The 24378-nt window shown below is 63.7% G+C and carries 19 protein-coding genes and 1 pseudogene; 8 read left to right on the top strand and 12 right to left on the bottom strand.

Annotated elements, in window-relative coordinates; translation table 11 throughout:
* Nucleotides 1-22: 22 nt before the first annotated feature.
* Nucleotides 23-2641: a glycoside hydrolase family 78 protein gene (locus tag AC3WJM_RS07015; RefSeq protein ID WP_492271478.1), complete on the top strand. Its 2619-nt coding sequence runs from the start codon at nucleotides 23-25 to the stop codon at nucleotides 2639-2641.
* 138 nt (nucleotides 2642-2779) lie between these two features.
* Nucleotides 2780-3976: an ROK family transcriptional regulator gene (locus tag AC3WJM_RS07010; RefSeq protein ID WP_492271477.1), complete on the top strand. Its 1197-nt coding sequence runs from the start codon at nucleotides 2780-2782 to the stop codon at nucleotides 3974-3976.
* On the opposite strand, the gene AC3WJM_RS07005 is transcribed toward AC3WJM_RS07010, so the two are convergent.
* Genes AC3WJM_RS07005 through AC3WJM_RS06975 form a run of 7 tightly spaced genes read right to left on the bottom strand, consistent with a single transcriptional unit; the run spans nucleotide 3958 to nucleotide 11217 of the window.
* The gene (locus tag AC3WJM_RS07005) at nucleotides 3958-5079 is read right to left on the bottom strand and encodes a Gfo/Idh/MocA family protein (protein WP_492271476.1); all 1122 of its coding nucleotides are present in this window, start codon (nucleotides 5077-5079) and stop codon (nucleotides 3958-3960) included. The two genes, AC3WJM_RS07010 and AC3WJM_RS07005, sit on opposite strands and share 19 nt — an antisense overlap.
* A complete protein-coding gene (locus AC3WJM_RS07000; protein ID WP_492271475.1) occupies nucleotides 5064-5762 on the bottom strand; it encodes a ThuA domain-containing protein in 699 nt (232 codons plus the stop codon). The genes AC3WJM_RS07005 and AC3WJM_RS07000 overlap by 16 nt, the downstream gene beginning before the upstream one ends.
* Nucleotides 5763-5809: 47 nt before the next feature.
* Nucleotides 5810-6814, bottom strand: coding sequence for a sugar phosphate isomerase/epimerase family protein (locus AC3WJM_RS06995; RefSeq protein WP_284988914.1), 1005 nt, complete (start codon nucleotides 6812-6814; stop codon nucleotides 5810-5812).
* Between the two features lie 12 nt (nucleotides 6815-6826).
* Nucleotides 6827-8035, bottom strand: coding sequence for a Gfo/Idh/MocA family protein (locus AC3WJM_RS06990; RefSeq protein ID WP_492271474.1), 1209 nt, complete (start codon nucleotides 8033-8035; stop codon nucleotides 6827-6829).
* 33 nt (nucleotides 8036-8068) lie between these two features.
* The gene (locus AC3WJM_RS06985; protein ID WP_059388770.1) at nucleotides 8069-8992 is read right to left on the bottom strand and encodes a carbohydrate ABC transporter permease; all 924 of its coding nucleotides are present in this window, start codon (nucleotides 8990-8992) and stop codon (nucleotides 8069-8071) included.
* Nucleotides 8992-9894, bottom strand: a complete 903-nt coding sequence (locus AC3WJM_RS06980; RefSeq protein ID WP_059388769.1) for a carbohydrate ABC transporter permease — start codon at nucleotides 9892-9894, stop codon at nucleotides 8992-8994. Before AC3WJM_RS06980 ends, AC3WJM_RS06985 begins: the two co-directional genes overlap by 1 nt.
* 3 nt (nucleotides 9895-9897) lie before the next feature.
* The gene (locus AC3WJM_RS06975; RefSeq protein ID WP_059388771.1) at nucleotides 9898-11217 is read right to left on the bottom strand and encodes an extracellular solute-binding protein; all 1320 of its coding nucleotides are present in this window, start codon (nucleotides 11215-11217) and stop codon (nucleotides 9898-9900) included.
* Between the two features lie 287 nt (nucleotides 11218-11504).
* On the opposite strand from AC3WJM_RS06975, the gene AC3WJM_RS06970 reads away from it, so the two are divergent.
* A complete protein-coding gene (locus tag AC3WJM_RS06970; RefSeq protein WP_284988916.1) occupies nucleotides 11505-12539 on the top strand; it encodes a LacI family DNA-binding transcriptional regulator in 1035 nt (344 codons plus the stop codon).
* Between the two features lie 139 nt (nucleotides 12540-12678).
* On the opposite strand, the gene AC3WJM_RS06965 is transcribed toward AC3WJM_RS06970, so the two are convergent.
* Both AC3WJM_RS06965 and AC3WJM_RS06960 read right to left on the bottom strand, forming a co-directional pair.
* Complete coding sequence (locus AC3WJM_RS06965; protein WP_492271473.1) at nucleotides 12679-14247, bottom strand: zf-HC2 domain-containing protein; 1569 nt, start codon at nucleotides 14245-14247, stop codon at nucleotides 12679-12681.
* A gap of 414 nt (nucleotides 14248-14661) precedes the next feature.
* Entirely contained in the window at nucleotides 14662-15294 is a 633-nt protein-coding gene (locus AC3WJM_RS06960) for a hypothetical protein (protein WP_492271472.1), read from the bottom strand.
* A 161-nt stretch (nucleotides 15295-15455) separates the two neighbouring features.
* On the opposite strand from AC3WJM_RS06960, the gene AC3WJM_RS06955 reads away from it, so the two are divergent.
* Nucleotides 15456-15719, top strand: a complete 264-nt coding sequence (locus AC3WJM_RS06955; RefSeq protein ID WP_253257304.1) for a hypothetical protein — start codon at nucleotides 15456-15458, stop codon at nucleotides 15717-15719.
* Between the two features lie 32 nt (nucleotides 15720-15751).
* Here the strand turns inward: AC3WJM_RS06955 and AC3WJM_RS06950 are convergent, their stop codons facing one another.
* Nucleotides 15752-17728, bottom strand: coding sequence for an APC family permease (locus tag AC3WJM_RS06950; RefSeq protein ID WP_059388766.1), 1977 nt, complete (start codon nucleotides 17726-17728; stop codon nucleotides 15752-15754).
* A 367-nt stretch (nucleotides 17729-18095) separates the two neighbouring features.
* On the opposite strand from AC3WJM_RS06950, the gene AC3WJM_RS06945 reads away from it, so the two are divergent.
* Genes AC3WJM_RS06945 through kdpC form a run of 4 tightly spaced genes read left to right on the top strand, consistent with a single transcriptional unit; the run spans nucleotide 18096 to nucleotide 22609 of the window.
* Nucleotides 18096-18194 carry a potassium-transporting ATPase subunit F gene (locus AC3WJM_RS06945; protein WP_113990652.1) on the top strand — a complete coding sequence of 33 codons (99 nt, stop codon included), beginning with the start codon at nucleotides 18096-18098 and terminating at the stop codon, nucleotides 18192-18194.
* Nucleotides 18195-18200: 6 nt separating this feature from the next.
* A complete protein-coding gene (gene kdpA, locus AC3WJM_RS06940) occupies nucleotides 18201-19868 on the top strand; it encodes a potassium-transporting ATPase subunit KdpA (RefSeq protein WP_492271471.1) in 1668 nt (555 codons plus the stop codon).
* Nucleotides 19865-21991 (top strand): potassium-transporting ATPase subunit KdpB, encoded by a 2127-nt coding sequence (gene kdpB, locus AC3WJM_RS06935; protein ID WP_492271470.1) that lies wholly within the window; start codon nucleotides 19865-19867, stop codon nucleotides 21989-21991. Before kdpA ends, kdpB begins: the two co-directional genes overlap by 4 nt.
* A 9-nt stretch (nucleotides 21992-22000) precedes the next feature.
* Nucleotides 22001-22609: a K(+)-transporting ATPase subunit C gene (kdpC, locus tag AC3WJM_RS06930; protein ID WP_059388763.1), complete on the top strand. Its 609-nt coding sequence runs from the start codon at nucleotides 22001-22003 to the stop codon at nucleotides 22607-22609.
* 51 nt (nucleotides 22610-22660) lie between these two features.
* Here the strand turns inward: kdpC and AC3WJM_RS06925 are convergent, their stop codons facing one another.
* Nucleotides 22661-23314 carry a hypothetical protein gene (locus tag AC3WJM_RS06925; protein ID WP_492271469.1) on the bottom strand — a complete coding sequence of 218 codons (654 nt, stop codon included), beginning with the start codon at nucleotides 23312-23314 and terminating at the stop codon, nucleotides 22661-22663.
* Nucleotides 23298-24378, bottom strand: a pseudogene (locus tag AC3WJM_RS06920) (hypothetical protein); the annotation flags it as partial. The pseudogene AC3WJM_RS06920 and the gene AC3WJM_RS06925, both read right to left, overlap by 17 nt.

Genomic DNA, 24378 nt, shown 5'->3' with positions numbered 1-24378 from the left:
GAGAACACTTGGGAAGAACCACATGACACTCCCGGCAACAGCCACAGCGACAAAAGAGACCACTGCTACCACCGCTCGTGTGGTCCGTCTGCAGGCCGAACACCGGACGGTTGCCCGCGGCATCGGCGAAGCACGCCCCCGCCTTTCATGGCAGACTCAAGCCCCGGCCGGATGGGAACAGCGCAAGTACGAGATCGCCGTCGAACGGGCCGGGAAGGCGCGAGTGACGGCCGAAGTCGTGTCTCCGGAGTCCGTCCTGGTCGAGTGGCCGTTCCCGGCGTTGGATTCCCGTGAGCGCGTCGAGGTGCGGGTACGGGTCTGGGGCAAGGATGAAACCCCGTCGCTGTGGAGCGAACCCTTCTCCATCGAGGCGGGCCTTCTCGTCCCCGGGGACTGGACGGCCCTGGCCATCACTCCGGACCTGAAGCACGACCGCGAGGAAGATAACCCGCCTGCCCTGCTCAGGCGATCCTTCACAACAGGTGCAAACATTGCTTCGGCCCGGCTCTACGTCACCGGGCAGGGCGTGTACGAGGTGGAAATCAACGGCCGGCGGGTCGGTGACGAAGTCCTTGCTCCGGGCTGGACGAGCTACGACCACCGCCTGCTCTACTCAACGTTCGACGTTACCGGCTTCCTCGTCGACGGCGAGAACGCGATCGGTGCCTGGCTGGCCGACGGCTGGTTCCGGGGACGCATCGGATTCCAGGGAGGCACCCGCAACACCTACGGGGACCGGACCTCCCTGCTCGCGCAGCTCGAAATCACCTACCACGACGGCCGGCGGGACGTCATCACCACCGACGACGGATGGCGAGCCTCCCACAGTCCCATCACCTTCGCTAGCTTCTACGACGGAGAACGCCACGACGCCCGTCTCGAGCAACCCGGCTGGTCGCAGCCCGGCTTTGATGACAGTGCGTGGTCCGGCGTGCTGACAGTCAGTCTGGCCAAGTCCACCCTTGAGGCCCCCGCAGGACCGCCCGTCCGCTGCACCGAGGAGCTCGCCCCGCAACGCGTCTGGACATCGCCCTCAGGCAAGACCCTGATCGACTTCGGCCAAAACCTCGTCGGCCGGCTCCGGCTGACAGTCCAGGGCGAGCCCGGGGACACCGTGACCATCCGCCACGCCGAAGTCCTCCAGGACGGCGAGCTCTACACGAGGCCGCTGCGCCTGGCCGCCTCCATCGACGAATACACGCTCGCGGACGATTCCGAGCATAACTGGGAGCCTCGGTTCGCCATGCACGGCTTCCGCTACGCCGAGATCACCGGAGCCGTCCACGCCGTCAAGCTCGACGCCCTTACTGCCCGGGTCCACCACACCGACATGGAACGCACCGGCTGGTTCGAATGCTCTGACCCGCTCATCAACCGCCTGCACGAGAACGTCCGGTGGAGCATGCGCGGGAACTTCGTCAGCATTCCCACGGACTGCCCCCAGCGTGACGAACGCCTCGGATGGACCGGAGACATCCAGGTCTTCGCCCCCACGGCGTCCTTCCTCTACGACTGCTCGGGGATGCTCAGCGGATGGCTCAAAGATGTCGCCGACGAGCAGCTTCCGGACGGGACAGTCCCTTGGTATGTCCCTTGGGTCCAGGCCGGCTCGTGGGACGAGACGATCCCCGGCGCCGTGTGGGGTGATGTCTCCGTGCTCACCCCCTGGACCCTGTACGAGCGCTTCGGAGACAAGGGCGTGCTCGCAGACCAGTATGCCAGCGCCAAAGCTTGGGTCGACCTCATGTCCGAACGGGCCGGCGAAACCCACCTCTGGGACGACGGCTTCCAGCTCGGCGACTGGCTTGACCCCGCAGCACCCCCGCACGACCCCGCCGACGCCCGCACCGACCGCTACCTCGTCGCCACCGCCTACTTCGGCTGGTCCGCACGCCACCTCTCCCGGATCGCCAGCGTCCTCGGCAATAGCGACGACGGGGCCCGGTACGCGGAAATGGCCGAAAAGGTCAAGCAGGCATTCGCCCAGCGCTACGTCCACGAGGACGGAACCATGACCAGCGACGCGCAGACCGCCTACGCACTCGCGCTCGCGTTCGACCTCCTGCCCACCGAAGGTCAGAAGAGCCGCGCGGCTGCGCGCCTCGCAGAGCTCGTCGCCGAATCCGGGAACCGCATCGCCACCGGATTCGCCGGCACCCCGGTCATCAGCGACGCCCTCACCCTCGGCGGCCACGTCGGGACGGCCTACGACCTGCTCAAGGAAGAAGAATGCCCCTCGTGGCTTTACGCCGTGAAACAGGGTGGAACCACCATCTGGGAACGGTGGGACTCGATGTTGCCCGACGGCACCATCAACCCAGGCGAGATGACTTCGTTCAACCACTACGCCCTCGGCGCCGTGGCTGACTGGATGCACCGCGTCATCGGCGGCCTTTCACCCCTCGAACCGGGCTACCGGAAGATCGGCATCCGGCCGCTGCCTGGCGGGGGGATCACCCACGCGACTTCTCGCCACCTGACCCCCTACGGGATGGCCGAAGTCGCATGGCGGCTCGAGAACGGGACCATGCACCTCGACGCCACCATACCGACAGGAACGACGGCGACAGTCGAGCTTCCCGGGGGCCTACCCAGCGAGCTGGGCCCGGGAAAGCATCGGCTGACGGCTCCGGTTAAGTGAGCACTCCCGCGCCGGGACCCCCGCTGTTCCGGAGCAGGACTGTTGACCGGCCGCACGGCCCGGTCCAAATAGCCAGCAACCTCCGATCCCTGAATGATGATGTAAGTCACGCAGTCAAAACAAGATCCTGGAGGAAACATGCCCGCCACGCCGTCGCCGGGAAGAGTGGGCGATGTCCGCAGGCAGAACCTTGCGCTCGTCCTCGCAGGCATCCAGGCGAACAGCGGGGCCACGCGTGCCCAGCTTGCCGCGGAAAGCGGTCTCACGAAAGCATCCCTTTCGAGCATCGTCACCGACTTGCTTGAATCAGGCCTAGTGCGGGAAACAAGTATCACCCGCGACGGCGAACGCGGACGGCCCGGAACCGGCCTTGTCCTCAATCCGGCCCGCGGTGCCTTGGCAGTGGAAATCAATGTGGATTACCTCGCGGTGGGAGTCCTTGATTTCACCGGGGAACTGACCTTCTACGAAACGGTCGAAAGGCATAACCGCGGAAGCCTGCCCTCCGACATCCTGCCGCTCCTCGTCGCCATGGCGCAGCGGGCGGCAACACAGGCGGCCGGCGACGGCGTCGAACTTCTTGGTGGGGAATTGACCGTGCCCGGCTTGGTGGATACGGAACGCAACGTGGTGCTGGCCGCGCCGAACCTGGGCTGGGCCGACGTCGGACTCTCCGAAGAGCTGCCCAGGCTCCTGCCCGCAGCCCCCTTCGGAGTGACCCTCTCCAACGAGGCCAATGGCGCCGCGCTCGCGGAACTCTGGTTTGGCCACGGCGACCGCTTCCCTGACTTCCTCTACATTTCCGGCGAAGTGGGCGTCGGTGGAGGGCTGGTCATAGATTCCCGGCTTTTCGCCGGCCCGCACGGCCATGCCGGTGAGATCGGGCATGTGGTGGTGCATCCCGACGGCCCGTTGTGCGCCTGCGGCGGTCACGGTTGCCTTGAGACGTTCGCGGGCCAAGACGCCATATATTCTGCAGCCGGAATACATCAGGATGTGGCTACAAAGCACATGGAATACCTGCTGAGCCGCCTTGCCGACGGAGATTGGAGCGCGGTTTCAGCGGTGGAACAGGCCGGGCACTACCTAGGAATCGCGATAGCCTCGACGGCGCGGGTGGCGAACATTTCCGCCGTCGTGCTCGGCGGTCATTTCGCCGTACTCGAGGAGTGGATCGCTCCTGCGCTGCGCCGGAGCTTGAACCACCACGCACCGGGACTGATCCCGGAAGGAAACCTGGCGTTCTCCGGACTGGGGCAGACGGGGGCCCTCAGGGGCGCCGCAGCAACCGCAGTCCGGAGAATATTGAGCCAGGCCTACGAACTGATTCCCTGAACTTCCGCGAGCGGGGCCGCCAAGGCGGTCAGTTCCACGAGGGCCGGCCGCGCAACCGTGCTTTCGATCGAGACCGCTGAGCCACTGTGGGCAGATGCCAGCACAGATTCCATGACCTCAAGCGCATGGAACGCCAGTTGGCCGCCAGCACGCGGTTCGACCCCGGCCGGGGTTGTGGCGAGGTCGGCGATGCCGAAGCCCCTGCCCGAATCGATGTAGCCGGCCGAGATCGGAAGGGTCTGCCAGGAGTCGGCGCCAAGCGTAAAGAGCTGGACGTCGCCGTCGAAGTGGTTCGGATCAGGAACAACAAGAGATCCCGCCGAACCGTGGATCTCGATGTTGGCCGACTTGGTCTTCACCGCGTCAAAGCTCATCACCAGCGTGGACAATGCTCCCGAGGCGTGGACCAGGACCCCGGTCACGTGCGAATCGATGGTCACCGGGATCACTTCGCCCTCGCGCGGTCCTGAACCGATGGTGCGCGTGTCCCGCGTGTGGCTTGCGGCTCCAATGACCGAGACCACCGGGCCCAGCAGCGTGACCAGCGCGCTCACGTAATAGGGGCCCATGTCCAGCAGGGGTCCGCCGCCGGGCTGGTAGTAGAAATCCGGGTTGGGATGCCAGCGCTCGTGTCCCGGGGTGACCATGGTCGCCGTGGCCGAGATCGGCGCGCCGATCAGTCCGTCGTCGATTGCCTTGCGGGCGGTCTGGATACCGGTGCCGAGCACCGTATCCGGCGCGCAGCCGACAACGACGCCGGCCTCCCGCGCCGCGTCGAGCACTTGCCGTGCCTCGGCGGTTGTCGCAGCGAGCGGCTTCTCACCATAGACACTCTTGCCGGCGGCGATGGCCCTCAATGCGATCGGCGCATGCGCGGCCGGAATGGTGAGGTTGAGTACGAGCTCGACGTCGTCCGCCGCCAGGAGCTCGTCGACGGTCACCGCGCGGACGCCGTCGTAAGAATCGGCGACTGCTTGCGCGCGTGCGGGATCGAGGTCCGCGACGGCCACCAGGTCAATGTCGTCCAGCCGGCGGAAGTTCTTGAGGTACTGGGCGATGATGGCGCCGCAGCCGATGATGCCTACTCTTAGCGGCTTGCCCACAGCATGCCCCTTTCGATGATGGTGCGGACGTTGCTGTCCTGGAGGATTTCCACGCGGTGGCCCGGGGTGCAGACGAAGATCCGTCCTTCGGCCCACTGCCGGGTCCAGATCGCAGGGGAGGTGACCTCCCGGTTCCATTGGTCCCATTCGCGGACCTTCTGGGTGGTGGTGGCGAGGACGTCGATGTAGTCGTCGGACAGGACCCAGTACTGCTCGGTGACCAGCTCGAAGTCGCCGATTCCCTGGGTGATGGGGTGGCTCGCGGCAGCCGGGAGCATGTTGACGCTGTACGGCACGTAGTTGTCCGACTGTTCGCCGATGCGTTCGTCGGGATGTTTGCCGGGGTGGCAGGCGAACTGGCCGCCGATCATGTGCAGGTAGTCCGAGTTGTTCCGGTAGGAATCGGCGATGCCGCCGTGCCAGCCGGCAAGTCCCGTGCCGTTTTCGACGGCGGTACGGAGCCCCTCGAATTCGTCCTTCTCGATGGTGGACATGGTCATGCATTGCACGATCAGGTCCACGCCGGACATATATGCCGAATCGGCATATACCTTCGGGGATTCCTCCACCCGGACGTCGTAGCCGTTCTCCTTGAGGAAGGGGATAAAGAGTTCTGTGGCTTCGAATGGCTGGTGGCCATCCCAGCCGCCACGGACCACCAGGGCAGTCTTCTTGTCAGTCATGGTTTCCTTTGCTGAGAAATACGGCCGGAGAGCCGAAAATGAAATGGTTAGCGGCTTGAGAAAGCCGCGTCGAAAGCGGCGACTGGCGGGGCGATGGCGGCGAGTTCCCGGACCATGGCCAAGGATTGCGGTGCTCCCACGAGTCGGTCCATGCCCGCGTCTTCCCACTCGACGCTGGTTGGCCCCTCGTAGCCGATGGCATTGAGGGCGCGGAAGATCGGCTCCCATTTCACGTCGCCATGGCCTGCGGTGACGAAGTCCCAGCCCCGGCGCGGATCCGCCCATGGCAAGTGGGAGCCGAGCCGGCCGTTGCGTCCGTTGAGCTGGCGGATGGATTCCTTAACGTGCACGTGGAAGATCTTCGGCGCGAAATCCTGGAGGAACATCACCGGATCCAGGTCCTGCCAGATGAAGTGGGATGGATCGAAGTTCAGCCCGAAGCTCTCGCGATGCCCCACGGCTTCCAGGGCACGTTTCGCGGTCCAGTAGTCGTAGGCGATCTCGGAGGGGTGGACTTCCAGGGCGAAGCGGACCCCGACTTCGTCGAACACGTCGAGGATCGGGTTCCAGCGGTCCGCGAAATCCTGGTAGCCACGCTCGATCATCGCCTCCGAGGCGGGCGGGAACATGGCCACTGCCTTCCAGATGGAGGAGCCCGTGAATCCCGTGACGGTCTTGACGCCGAGGCGTGCCGCGGCCCGTGCCGTGTCCTTCATGGCCTCGGCAGCGCGTTGGCGGACTCCTTCAGGATCGCCATTGCCCCAAACCTCGTCGGAGAGGATGTCCCGGTGGCGCTCATCGATGGGGTCGTCGCACACGGCTTGGCCGGTGAGATGGTTGGCGATCGCAAAGACCTTGAGGCCGTTCTTCTCAAGGATGTCGAGGCGTTCCTGGACATAGCTGTCGTCCACGGAGGCCCGGTGGGGGTCCAGGTGGTCGCCCCAGCAGGCGATTTCGAGCCCGTCGAAGCCCCATTCGCCCGCGAGCCGGGCGACCTCTTCGAAGGGCAGATCGGCCCATTGGCCGGTGAACAGTGTGATGGGTCTTGTCATCGGGATTCCCTCCTAGACTTCCTGCCAGCGGCTGGACTCTGCGGCGCTGCCTTCCACGGCAGCCAGCACCTTTTGCACCTGCAGGGCATCAGCGAACGACGGCGAGGGCTGCTCGCCTGCGCCGATCGCGGTCACGAGGTCCACCACTTGGTGCGTGAAGCCGTGCTCGTATCCGAGGCCATGCCCGGTGGGCCACCAGTTGCCGACGTAGGGGTGTTCGGGCTCCGTCACGAAGATCCGGCGGAATCCGGCGTCGGGGGATTCCGCGGCGTCGTAGAAGGACAGGACGTTCATCTCTTCGAAGTCGAACGCGAGGGAGGCCTTGGTCCCGTTGACTTCCAGTCGCATGGCGTTCTTGCGTCCCAGCGCGAACCGCGTGGCCTCGAAGACCCCGACGGCGCCCGCGGAAGTAGCGCCGCCGTCGAGCCCGTCGCCAGAAAAGCGGGCGGTGAAAATGGCGGCGTCGTCGACCGTGACCGCGCCGCGCGGCGCATCCGCGCCGACGTCGCCATGGCCGCCCAACCCGACGAGGTCACCGGCCAGCGGACGTTCGTGGACGAAGGTTTCCAGGAGTGCGGAAACGCCCGTGATCTGCTGCCCGGTGACCCACTGCGCAGCGTCGATGCTGTGCGCTCCGATGTCGCCCAAGGAGCCCGATCCGGACTTGGACTTGTCCAGCCGCCAGGTCATGGGCGCGTTTTCGTCGCTAAGCCAGTCCTGCAGGTACTGCGCCCGCACGTGCCGGATGGTTCCCAAACGGCCCTCTTCGACCATCCGCTTGGCCAGCGCCAAAGCAGGGGTGCGGCGGTAGCTGAAGCCGCACATCGAGAACACTCCGCGTTCTGCCGCGGCCTGGGCGGCTTCGGTCATGCGCTCCGCCTCCGCCACGGAATTGGCGAGGGGTTTCTCGCAGAGCACGTGCTTACCCGCTTCGAGGGCTGCGATCGCGATCTCGGCGTGCGTATTGCCCGGGGTGCAGATGTCGATCAGGTCGATGTCGTCCCGCTCGAGGAGCCGGCGCCAATCAGTCTCCACCGATCCCCAGCCGAGCTTGCCCGCGGCGGCGCGGACGCCGTCGTCGTTCCGGCCGCACAGTGCGGTGAGCTGGGGGTCAAGCGGGAGATCGAAGAACCGCGGCGCTGTCCGCCAAGCGTGGGAGTGGGCGGCGCCCATGAATGCGTAGCCGACCATGCCGACCCGCAAGGGCTTTGCGGTAGTCATTGTGTTTCCTTTCGTGCTTTCAAAGAGCGTTGGCTATTTGCTGAATCCTGCGGTCAACCCGCTGAGCAGCTGGCGGCGGGCCACCACATAGATGACCAGCAGCGGCAAGGTGGCGAGCACCACGGAAGCCAACACGGCGGGAATGTTCACGCTGAATTCGCCCTGGAACGTCCACAAGGACAGCGGAAGCACACGGGTGGACGGGCTCTGGGTCAGGATCAGCGGGAACAGGAAGCCGTTCCAGACGCCGAGCGCGTTGTAGATGCCCACGGTCACGACGGCGGGGCGCGTCATGGGCAGCGCGAGCCGCCACATCATGGCCCAGTCCGAGCAACCATCGAGCCGCATGGACTCGAACAACTCGTTGGGTACATCGCGCATGAAGTTGCTCAGGATGAGGACGGAAATGGGAATCGCGAACGCAATGGAGGGCAAGATCAGCGCCAACAAGGTGTCATAGAGATGCGCTTTGGTGATCATCCAATAGATGGGAATGATCGTGGCGTGCAAGGGAATCGCCAGGCCCAGGAGGAACGTGTTGTTCGTCCACGTCAGGAACCGGCCCTTCCCCCGGACGATCGCGTAGGCGGCCATGAACGAGACCAGGAGTGCAGGTACGACACTGCCCACTGTGACGATCAGGCTGTTGAAGAAGTACATGGCGAAGTCGTTGTCCAGGACCAGCTTGTAGTTGTCCAGGGTCGGCTCGGTGGGCGGCATCATCGGGTTCGAGGTGAAGAACCCGGCCTGGTTCTTCAGGCTGGTCACCACCACGTAGTAGATGGGAACGATGATGATCGCCAGCCAAAGCCAGCCGCCCAGGCCGCCCAGGTAGTTGGGGCGGAGCCGGCCGGGGCCCTTGGCGCCTTTTGCTCGCTGGCCATGTTTGTGGCCTTGCTTGTTGCTTGGCGCGTTGGGCCTTGCCGGCGGTGCGGGAATCTGGGTTGTGGAAGCCATCAGGCACCTTCCAATTGGCTTGCGTTGCGGTTCTTGCCACCGAGTCTTTGCAGGAGCAGGGCCAGTGCAAGGCCGATCACCACGAGGATGACGCCGAGGGCGCTCGCCGCTCCCATGTCGTTGGCCTTGAAGCCGGTCAGGTACATGTGCAGCGGTAGCAGCCGCGTGGAATAGCCGGGGCCTCCGCCGGTGAGGACGAAGACGAGATCGAAGTAGGCCAGTGAGCCGACCACCATAAGGGTCGAGGACGTGATGATGGTGTATTTCAACTGGGGCAAGGTAATGGCGAAGAACTGCTGGACGCGCCCCGCGCCGTCGATTTGGGCCGCTTCATACAGCGACGCCGGGATCTGGCGCACGCCGCCTTGGTAGATGAGTGTGTGGAACGGGACAAACTGCCAGGCGATGACGAAGACGACGACGAACAGCACCAGATCTGAGTTGCCGAGCCAGTCCTGGGCGAGGAATGGAAGGCCCAAGCCCGGACCGAGTCCGAAGTTCGGGTCCAAGAGGGCCTTGTATGCGATCGCGACGGCCGCGGAGGACAGCAGCAGCGGCACGAAGTAGAGGACTGCGAGGGCCGCGCGGTATTTCTGGGACGCGGACGTGAAAACTCCGAGGAGCAAGCTGATGGGGGCTTGCACGATGAACGAGAAAAACATGATCTTGGCCGTGACCCACAGCGCATTGCCGGTGACGGGATCGGTCAGGACCGTGGTCCAGCTCGACAAGCCGTCCAGTTTGATTTCGCCCAGCCCGTCCCATTTGGTGAAGCTGAGGAAGAGCACGCCGAAGAGAGGGATGATGGCGAAGAGGAGGAAGAAGACAAGGGCTGGTGCGGCCAGCCACCCCGACGGGCCCTTTTCAAGGACCCGCCGGGAAGAACCGGTTGAGGTAGACACTGGTTACTTTCCGATCGTGGCGTTCATGGTTGAGACGAACTGATCGGGGCTGATCTTCTTCAGGAAGATCTGGTCCAGGTTCGCCAACATGGCGTCTCCCTGGGCGGGGCTGAGGGCCTGGTCCCAGGAGAGGGTGAAGCTCGGTGCGTTCTTGGCCATGCCGTACACGTAGCTCAGGAAATCCTTGTCCGGTGATGCGGCCAGCTTGCTTTCGATGCCCGTGGTCACGGGAACCGCTCCGGAGTCGATCAAGGACTGGGTGTCGGCGTCGGTGAACATTCCGCTCTTGACGTAGTCGAGCGCCGCCTTCTTCTGGCTGTCAGTGGCCTTGGAAGAGATCGACCAGAAGTTGGAAGGGTTGCCCACGACGTTGGCAGGATCGCCCTTGCCACCGGACACGGTGGGGAAGGTGACGTAGCCCAGCTTGCCGTTCTTGACGAAGTCCGCGGCGTCCTTCTTCATGCTCTGGTAGATCCAGCCACCCTGCAGGATCATGGCGGCCTTGCCGGTGTAAAGGAGGGCCTGGTCCGCGTTGCTGTCGGCGGCAATGGAGGAGAATCCGTTGGCGAATCCGCCGGCGTCCACCAGGTCCTGGATCTTGCTGAGGGCTGCCTTGACGGCGGGGTCGGACCAGGCGCCGGGCTTGTTGGCAGCGATGTTAGCGAAGACCTCGGGTCCGCCGATGCGCTCCACCAGGTATTCGAGCCACATCAGGTCAGGCCACTTGGACTGGCCGCCCAGGGAGAAGGGAGCGATGCCTGCAGCCTTGAACTTCGGCACCAGGGCCATGAGTTCATCCCAGGTCTTGGGGGCCTGGGCGCCGATCTTATCGAAGACTTCCTTGTTGTAGTACAGGACGACGGGCTGCACGTTGTTGTTGGGCAGGGCATACGTCTTGCCGTCGATCACGCCGTTCTTGAGCACGGACGGCAGGTAGCGGCTCTTGACATCCGGGTTTGACGATACGAAGTCCGACAGGTCGGCCACCTGGCCGGCGTCGACATAGGACTTCAGCACGCCACCGCCCCAACCGTAAATGAAGGTGGGTCCTTGGCCGGCGCCGACGGCGGTGCGCACTTTGGTCTTGTACGCGTCGTTCGCGAAGAAGTCGAGCTTGACGGCCTCGTCCGGGTGGGCTTTGTTCCATGCATCGATGGACTTCTGGAGTACGGGCTGGTTACCGCCCGTGAGGCCCCACATGGTGGCCGAATCGGCGTTTCCTGCCGAACTTGCCGGTCCACTTGATCCGCAGGCTGCGAGGGAGATCGATACGGCCGCGGCAGTGACGGCGATCGCTGCCGTGCGCAACGTGAGTTTTACCATTTGCAATTCCATTCGTCCTCCGGGCTCGACGCTGATTGCCCGGTTATTGGTTTCGGGAGTCCGGCCTTCGGGGAGGGAGGCTGCACTGCCGCTGAATATGCTTGATCCGAATCTTCGAAATATTTCGACAATCTTTTCGGTCCGTTAGGCAAATTTAGCTGTGGTCTGGGTCACCGTCAAGGCGATTCGGGCATAAAGTTCAACTCTTTTACGAAATGGCGATTGACTCTGCTTGCCTCGCCGCCCACACTTGTGTCAGCGAAATATTTCGAAAGAGTTGAGGATCCATGGCCAGCAGTGAAAGTTCCGCCAAGGTGACATTGGCCGCCATTGCCCGGGAAGCGGGCGTCTCGATGCCGACCGTCTCGAAGGTGGTCAATGGGCGCGAGGATGTTGCAGCTGACACGCGCGCCAAAGTTCTGACCGCCTTGGAGCGGACGGGATACAAGTCGCCGCTTCAGCGAAAGAACACCGCCGGCCGCCGGCCCGTGGTGGAGGTTGTGTTCGATACCTTGAATTCGGCGTATGGGGTGGAAGTGCTCAACGGTGTGCTGGAGCACGCGGCCGCCTCCGACGTCGAAGTCCTGCTCAACATCACCGGCCAGCAGTCGGCGTCGAAGCTGAGCCTCGAGCAGCGGGCGCAGCGGATCGTCGACGAAGGCCGCAGCGGCATGATCGTGGTGACCTCGGCGTTCAGTTCGGCCCAGCTGGATCCATTTCGACGGCGGCAGATACCCATCGTGGTCATCGACCCGCTCAACCCGCCGCCGGGTGACGTGGTCAGCGTCGGTGCCAGCAACTGGGCCGGGGGCAAGGCCGCCACGGCGCACCTGTTGGATCTAGGGCACCGCCGGATCGCCTACCTGGGTGGCCCGGAAGGCGCCGAGTGCAACCAGGCCCGTCTCCACGGCTACATGGCGGCGCTGATGGCGAATGGTGTGCCCGTCGAGGAGCGTTACATCCTGTCAGGGCCCTTCCGCTCCGAGAACGGGGTGGCGGGAATGAAAACCCTGCTTCAACTCGAAGAGCGCCCAACGGCCATCTTTGCCGCAAGCGACAGCATCGCCCTGGGTGTGCTCGCCGAGGCGCGGCGGCAAAAGATCCGCATCCCGGAGGACATCAGCGTGGTGGGATTCGACGGAACCTACCAAGCAGAGGAATCGGTGCCGCCGCTGACGTCCGTATCCCAGCCGCTGCAGGAGATGGGCCGTGCCGCCCTGCGCTTCGTGCTCCGCCAAATGCGCGGTGACGCATTGGACTCGCGGCGCGTGGAACTCGCCACGCACCTTGTGGTCCGCGAATCCACCGCCCCGCCGGCGTAGGCCTAGTCCGGACCCCCGCTCACTTTTGGGGGTGTTTTCGCCGACGCTAGCTCACATCTTCGAGCCCGACGACGGGGCGGTGGTCTTCCCTCAGCTTGGTGTTCCGCGCGTCAGGGTCTAATTTGGGCCGATTGATCTGTCAGAAGTCGTAGCGGAATGTGCTCGTTGCAATCCCGGTTCCACTCAGGCCATACGTCAAGGTGTGGACACCCTGGTTCACGACGGTGACGTTGAGCCGGAAGGTCAGTTCGCCGGGTTGTGCCGAATTTGTGGTGCAACTGATGCCGGAAGGATCCAGTGGCTTCGCCGAGCAACTCCAGCCCGAGGGGGCAGTAACGGATCCGCTTGAAATTGTGCCGGGCGCGTTGATCGAGAAGTCGGCTGTGGCATTCCCGATTCCTCGGGACAGGGTGAAGACGGTCTCGAGCGTCGCCGTCGTGGGGTCCGCACCCGTGTCTGTCCGACTCGCTGTACCGCTGATCTTCCCGCGATTTGCCGTCGGCGTCGGCGTGGGAGCCGGGGTCCGCACGGGAACGGCAATGGGTAATGGTGTGCTGGCTGGCGCGGGCCCTCGTGCCGGCGCCGGTGTCGCAAAGAAGGATTCGGTGATCACAGGCGTCGCCGCTTCGTCCGGCAGCGCAGGAAGCGGCGGGAGCGCTTCGGAGGCAACAGGGGTGGGGGACTGGTCTCGGGACGGCGCCGGCGTCGGCCGGGCAGACCCGGTTGTTTGTATCTGCGCATCCTGATATCCCTGCGGCGCCGGCTGGCCACCCAGGACCTGGACAAAACCGACCCCTGCCACGACCAGCCCTACTGCGAGGCCAGCGAGGATAGACATCAATAGAGGCTGTGAGATCCGGGTCATCCCGGATGCCACCGACGCTGAAGGAAACTGCCCTGCAATGCCCAGCCCCGAGGCGCCGCTTCCCCATGCTGCCAGCGGGACGCCTGTCATCAATGGCAGGAGCACGGCCTGCATGGTTGCCTGCACGTCCCTGAGCTCCAGCAGCACGGCCGTGCACTTGGCGCACTCGTCAAGGTGATCCCGGACCTTTGCCTCGGCGTGTTTGGACAAGCCCCCGCGAACATAGGATCCGAGCTGGGGTACGACTTTCGTGCAGGTGCCTTGCGGAGTCTCGCTGACGTGCATCTGCAAATACTGTTTGCGCAATCCTTCCCTCGCGCGCACGCCCAGTGCGGAGACAGCGTTGGGCGAGAGCCCGAGGATCGGAGCGACGACGGCGGGCTTCATCCGTTCCACGTCCAGGTACCACAGGGCCGATTGCCATCGTTCCGGCAGTGATCGGAAGGCACGGGCCACGGTATGGGATTCGAAAGCCTGGACGACCGGATCCCCGGGTGTCATTTTGTGGTCAAGAACAGCCTCGTCGGCGGTCGGCAGGGCGCGGCGGGCATTCCGGTTCCTATGATGGGAAAGCCTGGTCACCGTGGACAACAGGTACCCACGGAAGAATTGCTCAGGCCCCTTGCCCTCGACAAGGCTCTGCAGGACCGACCGGAATGCTTCGGCGACGACGTCGTCGGCATCGCTGAGGTTGTCAACGTTCCTGCGGGCAACGGTAGAAGCGATGGAAACATGGCGAGCGTACAGCCCGTCATACGCATCCAGGTTTCCACCGCGGACCATGGCGATTATTTCACTGTCGCTAACAGCGTCGGCCATTGAAGAGGTAGTACTAGGCGCCATTACCGGCTTCCCTGCGAGCATAAATATTTCCGACCATATAGACACAGTGGGCGGACCCGGAATTTATGACGCAGGTTTGGAATCTTTTCTCGCGAAAAGGGTGATCAGCCATTTGTTCCTCAGTGGTTCGGCCCGGTGGCGCCCGCGGACGGGCACTTGGTCGACGACGTCGTTCTCGGAAGGCTCCATCGGTTCGGGGATCGCGTCTATTGACGAAGCAAATCGCCGCGTGCCGGTTGCCGCGTCCTGAGCTGCGCAACGAGGCTCTGGTCCCGCCACCGGGTCAGAAGCAGCCACATGCCATCCGCGACGGGCACCGCAGCCGCTGTTTGGATCTTCATGCCTACTGTGTGGCGCGTGCAGACGATTCATGTCGCAAGTGCGGAGAAGTATTTGCGTGCCGTGCGGGTGGCCTCAGTGGTGGACGCCGTCCCGCTTGAATCTCCCAGGAACCTCGACGTAGTAGATGGACCTCCCGGTGGGAAAGGAGAAGCGGTGCCCTGCGTGTCGGATTGGCTGATAGTCGTGGCCGAATGGGTCATGCACCGTGACTCGTTCGAGGTGATCCTCGCGTGTGAGGAGGCCGTTGACTTCTTGGAGCGTCGCAGGATGGGTTACTTCGCCATCCACCTCCAACACCCACGGCGCATCCGTGGTCCTGCCGGATTGTTCGAGGTAAAGCATTTCAAACAATCCGGCAAGGAGGGCTTCCAACGTTTCCGGGGAGAACCGTTGTAAGGGGTGGGTCTGCATATTCCGACGTTGGTTGGTTGTCCACGCTTGGCGGAGCCAGTTGAATTCGACAGTGCCCAACGAAGGGCCCAGGCGCAGGTGCCTGTCCTTATCCATGGTCAGGCGGTAGTCGTTTCCGGCTCGGTCAAGGATGCATGCTGCTTCGTCAACGTATTCCAAGTTGTCGAGCATGGCGGCCTCGGACGGATAGTACGAGAAATCACCGACGTCGTCGACCACAACATAGTCGATCGGGCTGCTGCCGGGAACCGTGGTGTCGGGTGCCGTTCCGTGGGTAAAGCCAGAGCGCTTCATGCTTACGTCAGCTCCTGCGGAGGACCAGTCCACAGCCCGGGTGGCCGTGAATTCTTCACTCGATCAGATCACCGAAAGGACCCGCCACCGGTGGTCTTTACGGTTTCCATATGCGGCAGGGCGGAGATTTAGCACTCTCTTAACGGTCAAGGCTCGAGCAAATGGGGCAGGCATGGCAGACTTCGGCCATGAGTATCGAGCACTGGTGGCCGAAGCTGAAGCCGTCCACCCAAGAATGGCTGATCGAGAACAATGGCGACGCAGTGTCCCCCGAGGTGCTTGCCGAGATCGCCCAAGTTGGAGGTGTTGTTACTTCCGATGCCTGGTGGGTTGGTGAGAACGGGCCTTCGGGGTTCTATTTCTCGGACGAGGCTGTCGACTGGATCGAAGCGGTAGCGAACGGCGAGGTGCCTGAGCGGCCCTGACGGCATCGCCGTCAGGCACCTTGTAGCCGCGCTTAGCCCACGTGGACCCACGGGCGGCGGCTGACATCGGGTTCGGCTTCACGCAGCACTTCCCGGGTGACTGGAGCGATCTCTCCCTCGCCCAGGAACAGGAAGCGAAGGAGATTGATGACCGGGTTGCCTTCGGTCCAGCGGAAGTAGATGTGCGGCATGAGGCCGGTCACGTCGCGGATGTGCAGCAGCACCGAGGCGATGGTGTTGGGGACCACCGGGCCGTGGACTTCGAGGATCTGGTGTCCGTGCCGAACCACGCCGTGGACTTCGAGCGCGGTTTCGAAGTCGGAGGAATCGTCCACAATCACTTCCAGGAAGAGCGCCTGGTAATCCACCGGAATGTGGCTGACCTCGATCGCTGAGGTGAGTTTGTCCCGGTAGGCCTCCGCGGTGAGGCGGAGGGGTTCGTGGGCGATGAGCGCAATCGGGCCACTTAGGTTGGTGGACATGAATTCCAGCGCCTGGCGGTCCAGGTGGACGTGGGTCGCGTGCAATTCAAACGAGCGCCGGATCCGGGAAAGCAGGGAGATCACGATAATCCCCACGATAAAGATCGCGGCGATCCGGATGCCTTCGGGACGTTCGAAGATGTTGGCAATTGTCGTATAGATGAAGACAAGGGCGATGACGCCGAATCCGACGGTGCGCTTGCGCTGCCTCAAACGGCGGGCGGAGAGGGTCACCGCCACGGCGGCCGACGTCATCAGCACCAACACCCCGGTGGCGTACGCGCCACCCTGGGCGTCGACGTCGGCGTTGAACAGGAAGGTGATCAGGAACCCGATGAGGGTGAATACCAACACGAGGGGGCGCACTGCCCGGGCCCATCCCGGTGCCATTCCATATCGCGGCAGGTACCGCGGGACCAGGTTCAGCAGCCCCGCCATGGCGGAGGCGCCTGCGAACCACAGGATGGCGATGGTGCTTAGGTCGTAGACAGTGCCGAACCCCACGCCGAGATATTGGTGCGCAAGGAATGCCAGGGCCCGTCCATTGGCCTGGCCGCCGGTTTGGAATTCCTGGTCCGGAATCAACACAACGGTGGTGAAGCTGGTGGCGATCAGGAACGAACTCATGATGACCGCGGCCGTGGTCAGGAGACGGCGGGTTCCCTTGATCCGTCCGGCAGGGTTTTCCTCCGTGTCCGAGGCACGTCCGCGGATCTGGGGCATCACGGCGACTCCCGTCTCGAAACCGGACAGGCCCAAGGCGAGTTTGGGGAAAACGAGTAGCGCGATGCCGATCACCATGAACGGGTTTCCGTGCGAAGTGGAAAGTGCATGCCACCAGTCACCCACTGCGACCGGATGTGCGAACACTTCCACAAACGTTGAGAACACGACCACGACGTTGAGGCCCAGATAGACGATGACCAGAACCACCGCCACGCCGATGGCTTCCTTGAACCCGCGCAGGAATACTGCGGCCAGCAGGGCCAGAAGGAACAAAGTGACCAGGATGTTCTGTCCCTGCAGCCAGCCCGGGGCGAGTGGATTCTGGATTGCGTGGGCCGTGGCGTCCGCGGCCGAGAGGGTCATGGTGATCATGAAGTCCGTTGCCGCGAACCCGAGGAGAACGAGGACGAGGAGCTTTCCTCCCCATCGTGGCAAGAGGCGCTCAAGCATGGCGATTGATCCCTCGCCACGGTGGCTTTCACCCGCGACGCGGTGGTACACAGGCAGGGCACCCAGCAGCGTGACGGCCACCAGGACGATGGTGGCCAACGGCGAAATCACTCCGGCGGCCAAGGCTGCGATGGCCGGCTGGTAGCCGAGGGTGGAGAAATAGTCGACGCCGGTGAGGCACATGACCTGCCACCACGAATGCTTCTTCAGATGGGGATCGCCCACCGCACCAGGTCCTTGGTGCGATCCTTTGGAGTCTTGCAGTCCGAACAGCAACCATGTCCGAAGGGAGGCCATGCCTCCGGGCCGTGGGGCCGAAGGATCAGCCGGGGGCCTGCTCAAGGTAGTCATGGTGTCCTTTCCGCGCGACGCGCAGGCACCGCGATCATTGCTGAACATAACACCGGCCACAGGTGTTTTCGTTGGTTGAAGCCGATCTTGATGAATCCTTAACGTCGATTTCCCGGAATCCACTTTGCGCCTGTTAAGAAGCCGTCAAGATTCGGCCCTGCGGTGTTAAGGAACCATCAGGAACCGATTTTCGCCGTCTGCCGGGGAGTTGACTGGCATCAGCCCCGCAAACGGGGCGCGGATGAAAGGACGTTCCAATGGCCGACGTGGCTGTTGTGGGGATCTTCGTGGTGTCCATGGGGATCGTGATGTGGATTGCCCACCTTCTGGGCAAAATCGTCGACGGCGATGGGCCGGTGAGCGGGCAATGAGCGCGGACGCCGTGATGTGGTTGGTCCTGTTCATTTCAGGCCTGTGTCTGTTCGGCTACTTGTTGGCCGTGTTGATCCACCCGGAAAAGTGGTGATGCGGGATGGTTTTCAGCGTTGCCTCCTTCCTCACCCAGGTGGTTGTCCTGCTCTTGCTGTTGGTCTTGGTGCACAGGCCCCTGGGCATCTACCTTGCCCTCGTGTTTGACGGCAAGAAGTCATCACGGGCGGAGAGGCTGTTCTACCGCCTCGCGGGAGTGGATGCCGGCGCCGAACAGAGCTGGTCGATCTACCTGCGCAGTGTCCTGGTCTTCTCTGCAGTGTCCATCCTGGTGGTGTTCTTGCTCCAGCGGCTCCAAGGCGTCCTGCCAGGGAACAATTCCCTGGCCGGCGTGGATCCCTGGACGGCCATGAACACGGCCATCTCCTTCGCGACGAACACCAATTGGCAGACTTACGTCCCCGAGACCACCATGGGCATCTTCGTACAGATGTGCCTGCTGGCCGTGCAGAACTTTCTCTCTGCCGCAGTCGGAATCGTGGTGGTGATTGCCCTGATCCGCGGCATCGCTCGCACCCGGACTGACAGGCTGGGGAATTTCTGGGTGGACCTTGCCCGCACCTCGTTCCGTGTACTGCTTCCGATGGCTGCGCTCGCGGCCATCGTGATGGTGATTGGCGGTGTGGTGCAGAACTTTTGGTCCACCGACGTCGTCAACCAAGCAACAGGCGTCACCCAGACCATCCCCGGCGGGCCGGTGGCCTCCCAGGAGGCCATCAAGATCCTCGGCACCAACGGCGGCGGCTATTTCAACGCCAATTCCTCGCACCCGTTTGAGAACCCGAACGTCTTCATCAGCATGTTCGAGGTCTTCTTGATCCTGCTCATTCCTTCTGCCTTGCCGTACGCCTATGGCCGCATGGTGGGGGACCAGCGGCAGGGGCACACAGTAGTCGGTGTCATGGGCATGCTCTGGCTGGCGTCCACCTTGCTGATGGGCTGGGCCGTTGCCGGCGCTGCGGGAACGGCAACGGCGGCAGCCGGCGGTTTGGGCGAGGGCTTTGAACAGCGTTTTGGCGCGGCGCAGAGCTCCATCTTTGCCACGGCCACCACCCTGACTTCAACGGGAGCGATCAACGTGGCCCACGATTCGCTTCCGCCCTTGGCCGGCGGCGTGGCCATGATCAACATGATGCTCGGCGAGGTGGCCCCGGGCGGCACGGGGTCGGGGCTCTATGGCCTGCTCATGCTCGCGATCGTCTCCGTGTTCATCGCCGGGCTCATGGTGGGCCGCACTCCGGAATTCCTGGGCAAGAAGATCGGGCCACGCGAGATGAAGCTCACGGCCATGTACATCCTGGTGACGCCCGTCATCGTGCTGGCCACGGCCGGAATCACCGTCCTTCTCCCGGACGCCGTGGCCAACGCCCCTGCCACCGGACCGCACCAATTCAGCGAAGTGCTGTACGCCTTCACCTCCGGAGCCAACAACAACGGCTCCGCGTTCGCCGGTATCACCACCTCCGGCCCCTACCTGTCCACCATGATGGGAATCGCCATGCTGCTTGGCCGCTATCTCCCCATCGTGCTGGTGTTGGCCCTGGCAGGATCCCTGGCAAAACAGCCCCGGATCCCGGCATTCGCCGGAACAGTGCCCACCCATGGCTGGCTCTTCGGTTCGCTCTTGCTCGCCGTCACGGTGATCATGACGGCGTTGAGCTACTTCCCTGCCCTCGCCCTGGGCCCCCTCGCAGAAGGACTCCTCAAATGACCCCGTCCACAACGGACACCGCCGCCCGGACCTACGCAGACGGAAATCCCCTGGGAACTCCGGGAGAGCACAAGCACCACACCAAGGCACCGGCAAAGCTGGACCTTGCTAGTGTCCGGACTGCGCTGCCGGTTGCAGTACGGAAACTGGGGCCACGCCAGATGATCCACTCTCCCGTGATGTTCACCGTGCTGGTAGGGGCGGCTCTCTGCACGGCCATCTGCATCCTCAAGCCAGCAGTGTTCGGCATATCGGTGACAATCTGGCTTTGGCTGACGGTGCTCTTCGGAACCCTCTCGGAAGCCATCGCCGAGGGCCGCGGCAAGGCCCAGGCAGACAGTCTCCGGGCCAGCAGGAAAGGTGTCGTTGCCCGGCTTCGGCTGGAGGACGGCACCCTCAAGGAAGTGCCGGGAACGGAACTGCGGAAGAACGACGTCGTCATGTGCGAAGCAGGGGACGTCATCCCCTCCGATGGCGAGATCATCGAGGGCCTGGCGAGCGTGGACGAATCCACCATCACGGGTGAATCGGCGCCCGTGATCCGTGAATCCGGTGGCGACCGCTCCTCCGTGACCGGCGGCACCAAGGTCCTTTCGGACCGCATCGCCGTTCGCATTACGGCTGAGGCGGGCGAAACGTTTATTGACCGGATGATCAAGCTTGTGGAAGGCGCTGTTCGGCAAAAGACGCCCAACGAAATCGCCCTCCACGTCCTCCTTGTCTCGCTCACCATCGTGTTCCTTGCGGTCACCATGAGCTTGGCGCCGTTCGCTTCCCTGCCGGGGGCAACGCCCTCGCCGATCGTGCTGGTGGCGCTGCTGGTCTGCCTGATCCCGACGACGATCGGCGCGCTCGTGCCGGCTATCGGCATCGCTGGCATGGACCGCTTGGTGCAGCACAATGTCCTGGCCACTTCCGGCCGCGCCGTGGAGACCGCGGGAGACATCACCACCCTCCTGCTCGACAAGACCGGCACCATCACCTACGGCAACCGCCGCGCGGTCAACTTCTTCCCCGCCCACGACGTCGAGCGGACCGAACTCATCGAGGCTGCCCGGCTATCCAGCCTTGCCGACGAGACGCCGGAGGGACGCTCGATCGTGGATCTCGCAGCGGAAAAGGGCGTCGGCGGCCCGGACCTTGCCGCTCTCCTGAAGGGAACGGAAGAGTTCGCAATTGTCGAGTTCAGCGCGAGCACGCGGATGAGCGGCCTGGACCTCGACGGGCGGAAGATCCGCAAGGGCGCCGCTACCGCCGTCGCGAAGTTCGTGGCGGACGCCGGTGGCCAGACGCCCGCCGAAGTGGACCGCAAGGTGCGGGAAATCTCAGCCCAGGGCGGCACCCCGCTGTTGGTGGCCGGCGTCGGGCACGACGGCGGAGCCCGGGTCCTCGGCACGATCCACCTCGCCGACGTGGTCAAGCCGGGCATGCATGCCCGCTTTGCCGAACTACGCCGGATGGGCATCCGGACGGTGATGATCACGGGTGACAACCCCATCACGGCCAAGGCAATCGCTGCAGAGGCAGGCGTCGACGATTTCGTCGCCGAGGCCACTCCGGAGGACAAACTCGCTGTCATCAAGGAAGAACAGGCGCACGGCCGGCTGGTGGCCATGACGGGCGACGGCACCAACGATGCCCCCGCGCTGGCAGCGGCGGATGTCGGCGTCGCCATGAATTCGGGTACTCCGGCTGCCAAGGAAGCTGCCAACATGGTGGATCTGGACTCGGATCCCACCAAACTCATCAACATCGTGGGCATCGGCAAACAGTTGCTCATCACCCGCGGCGCCTTGACCACGTTCTCGGTCGCCAACGACGTGGCGAAGTACTTCGCAATCGTGCCAGCCCTGTTCACAGGCGCCTTTCCCGGACTCGGGCTCTTGAACATCATGGGCCTGGCCTCGCCGTCCTCGGCCATCCTCTCCGCGGTGATCTTCAACGCGTTGATCATCATTGCCCTGGTGCCGCTCGCCTTGCGGGGGGTCAAGTACCGCGCTGTCTCGGCAAACCAGGCACTGGCCCGGAACCTGGCCATTTATGGCCTCGGCGGTCTTGTGGCTCCCTTCATCGGGATCAAGCTCATCGACCTGCTCATTTCCCTCATCCCCGGCATCGGCTAGGAGACAACCATGAACACCCTTCCCGGCTATTTTCGGCAAGCAGGAACGGCACTTCGGTTCTTGCTCCTGGCCACCGTGGTCCTTGGATTGATCTACCCATTGGCGATTTTCGGTATCGGCCAGGCCGTTGCGCCTTTCCAGGCCAATGGCTCCATCGTGAAAGACGCGGCAGGTAAGCCCGCCGCTTCTGCCCTGATCGCGCAAGTCTCTGCCAACGACGCCGGCACCCAGAACCCGCTGTGGTTCCACGCCCGCCCCTCGGCGGCCAAGTGGGACCCGGGGGCATCCACTGCCAGCAACCTGGGACCCAACGATCCCAAACTGCTCGACGCCGTCAAAGCCAACCGTGCCGCCGTTGCCGCTGCGGAAGGTGTCAAGGAGTCCGACGTCCCCGCGGACGCCGTGACGGCGAGCGGTTCAGGGCTGGACCCGCAGATCTCGGTTGCCTACGCCCGCCTCCAAGTGCCCAGGGTGGCAAAGGCGCACGGACTGAGTCCCGAGACGGTGCAGGCCATGGTTGACCGCCGAACCGTCACCGGACTTGAGGCCTTCCTTGGGCAGCCGTCCGTCAACGTCACCGAGCTGAACCTGGACGTGGCGGCAGTTGCAGCCAAATAAAGGAAACCAATTAAAGGAAACCGGCCATGTGAAGTGGCTGGCCGTCCCGCGTCAGGGAGCTTGCAGTAGCGAGGTGAGTTTGTCCTGGGACTGTTCGACCGGCGGTGCTTGGACAGGGACGGCCAGCGTGATCCTCGTGATGACGTTCTTCGAAGCTGATTCAAGGACGTACTCGGTACTCGAGGACAACTGGTTCCGCGCGTACCAAGCCCGTTCGCCTGCGCCGTCGACGGACTTGGGGGACATCATGAGCCGAGGCAGTTCCACTTTGCCCAAGGCAGCCGTGTCCGGGTACACGGTTGTGGAAATGGTCAGGGCGTTGCCCGGATCCGGATCCTGTCCGTTGGGCACACCCACCAAGCTGAAAGTGCAACTCGTTTCTTTTACGCCTTGGGTTTCCGTGACTGATTGCACACCCTGCTGGATCTGCGCGGCAATGGCTCCAAGCTTTTGCCGGATCTCGTCTGTGCCAGGCACTTTGCAGGCCTGCGCGTCGGGGGTCCCGATGATCCTGCTGTCCATGGCCGTGGTGCCCGGGGAGGCCGTGGCATCGGTTTTTGGAGAGGCCGGGGCGCTGGCTGGTGCCGGGCTCGCCGCTGAGCCACTTGGCTCCGGGCCGCCCTGGCAAGCAGTCAGCAAGAGCCCGGCCAGGGCAACGGACAGTGGCACCGCCCAGGTGCGGACGCTCCTACCAGAAGATTTCATAGCCTACTCCCATCACAATCCGGTCCCCGGCCTGGGCGGTGTGCATGAACTGCAGCAAGTCCGGATCGTTGAACGCGAGGCAACCCCAGGTGGGTTTGTTGTTGCCGTGCATGAAGATCGCGAATCCGGCGTTCATGATGATTGGCGAGTCCGGTGGCCGGTTGTAATTGATGACCACTCCCTGACGATAATCGTGCGTTGGCCGGGTCGCGAAGTACCACATGTTCTCGTCCGGGAAGATGTCCGAGCTGGATTCGAAGTACTGATTGTAGTTCGCATTGAGCCTGCCGCCCCAGCGCGAGAACTGGTTCAGCGTCCGGTAGGACAGGGCCGTTCCCGGGTTGCCGAGGCCGAACGCTTCGGTCACCGTGAACGAACCAGTGGGCGAGAACGCCTGCCAAGTGGGGCCGGTTGCCACGCCGGGACCGGCGAACCCCGACTCCCCGGCGGAGCCGATCGCGCCCCACTCCTTCACGTACTGCCCGTCACCGGGCCTGCGGACGCAGGTGATCATCGATACCTGGGTTGCCCGCATCGATACCTGGGTTGCCCGGTACGCGTCCGCTACCGCCAGGGACACCCTTTGCGCCCCGTTAGTCGGGTACTTCACGGCGCCGGAGTTCAAAGCGGGGCAGTACCCTGCGGTGGAGATCGTGTACCTGACACCTCCACCGTTGATCCACTGAAGCTGTCCGAACTGGAAGCTCTGGCTGCAGTTCCCGGCCCCGTCGCAGGCTTCGCCCGTGACGGGGTACCCGATGACGCCGTCCTGGGAATGGCGGGAGTCGTAGAAACTGCCAAGGCCGCCCCAAACCGGCTGGGTTCCGGCGCCTATCGCAAAGTAGATCTTTCCCCGCGTGAACTGTTGCGAGCAGCCGCCGAACCGCAGGCCGCACTGCTCGTCACCGTGCGGGGCTCCGAGGTAGCCGCTGAGGCCGCCCAGGGACTGGTAGCGGCCACTGATGGCGCCCACAACGGAGAACGTCCCGTATCCCGGGACGAAGTAGATGGATCCGCGTTGGAACTGCTGGGAGCATACCCCTCCAGACAGTCCGCATTGCTCG

It is taken from the genome of Arthrobacter sp. FW306-1B-G06A (assembly GCF_058781765.1).
Note: the sequence above shows the minus strand (reverse complement) of the source record. Positions and strands in the feature narration are given on the sequence as shown.